Annotated in this window: 2 protein-coding genes; both read right to left on the minus strand. The window is 59.3% G+C overall.

Annotation, left to right across the window (positions count from 1 at the left end; translation table 11 throughout):
- Nucleotides 1-214 precede the first annotated feature (214 nt).
- Nucleotides 215-1,255: a HupE/UreJ family protein gene (locus tag WBB95_RS01495; protein WP_424485974.1), complete on the minus strand. Its 1,041-nt coding sequence runs from the start codon at nt 1,253-1,255 to the stop codon at nt 215-217.
- On the minus strand, nt 1,252-1,632 hold a 381-nt coding region (locus tag WBB95_RS01500), incomplete at its 5' end, for a peptidylprolyl isomerase (protein ID WP_424485975.1). The genes WBB95_RS01500 and WBB95_RS01495, both read right to left, overlap by 4 nt.

The following is a 1,632-nucleotide window of genomic DNA, read 5'->3' on the forward strand; positions in this document are numbered from 1 at the left end:
GCGCCATACGTCCAGTCGGACCCGGCGGTCGAATCTTCAGCCATCACAGGTGTAGCGCCGAAAAGAAACGCGGCCATTGACAACAAGGCGGAGCTGGTCAGCACAGATCGTTGGTTTTGAATGAACATGTTGGCACCCTCGAAAAAAAGTCATTGTAATAAGATGTCAGATCAATTAACAGTTTGAAATTATGTCCCGGTAAACGTTAGCTGTTTCAAAATCCCGCCAAGCGCTCAAAAAACCAGAACGAAGCCAAAATGCCGATTGCGTAAGGCGCGGCCGGACGGGCATAAGGCTCCAGTAACTCCGCCAGCTTGATTCGCCTCAGCAACGCAAACAAACCCAGCACCAGGGCGATAAACGCCAGTTGACCGAATTCAACACCAAGGTTGAATGCGAACAGCGCCAGCGGAATATCGCCCTGTGGCAAGCCGATGTCCACCAGCGCACTGGCAAAACCGAAACCGTGCAGCAGGCCGAAAAGAAACGCCACCACCCATGGCCAGCGCGATGTCAGGCTGGCTTCCCCGCGCTCGCGGCGCATGAGCTCACCCGCCAGCAAGATGATGGAAAATGCGATAGCAGCTTCGACCGGTGGTGTCGGAATGTGCACCTGACCAAGGGTTGCTAAAGCGAGGGTGATGGAGTGCGCAATGGTGAATGCGGTAATCGTAGCAATCAGCACGCGCGTGTTGCGCACGATAAGCAATAGAGCGAACACGAACAGCAGATGGTCGTAGCCGAGCAGTATGTGATCGATGCCATGCCGCAGATAGGCACGGGCTTCGGCGAGCCAGCCCCGCGCTGCAGTGACCTCCAGCCATGGCTGCGACGGATGAACGAGCGTGGTTGAGTACGCACCGTCAAGGAGTTGCACGCGCGCGAGCACGTCGGTGATCGTGCCGCGCAGTCCTACAAACCCGATGCGTTGACCGGCAAGGCCGCCGGGTATTTCAATGATTCGCCGCTCCAGCAGCGAATCGGACAGCTCGCGCACGGCCGGTGGGGTGACATCGCGGGTTCCTTCAGTGAATTTAAGCACCACCGGCAACCGCATCCCCGACGACACAGGCGTGCGCCACAGCACGTCGTAGCGGCCAGCTGTCGTCTCGTTAATTTCGAGGTACGCGGGACGGGTTTCGTGAGCCGAGGCGTTCGCGATGGGCAGCAGGATCATGACGGCTGCGCCTGACATTACTGCCGTCAGCCACAACTGCATCCGGAACCGCAACACGACCCGCACAACGTTGCTCATGGCAAATCGTGGCCCGGCTCTGCATCAGCAATGGCACCTGGCGCCGGCAGCAAAACTTCGTAGCGTTCCCGCATTGCGGCGTATATCTTGCGCGTGGCCTCAGCGCGTTGCGCGTTGATCCATTCTGCGCGCACCATCGGTTCGACCTCCTCGAATATCGGCACCCGGCCGGGCGTCAGCGAATCGATATAGACCAGGTGCCAGCCCAGTCCGGATTCGACCGGCCCTTGCCAGGCGCCCGGCTCAAGCTGAAACAACGCCTGCGCGAACTGTGTACCGAACACGCTGGCCAGTTGCTCCGGCACCTGGTCGCCGTAGTAGTCCTGGTACATGAAGCTGTCGCCCAGCCCGTCAGCGACCAGTGTGCCCGCTGGTAC

Source organism: Pseudomonas sp. (assembly GCF_049645325.1).
Lineage (GTDB): Bacteria > Pseudomonadota > Gammaproteobacteria > Pseudomonadales > Pseudomonadaceae > Aquipseudomonas.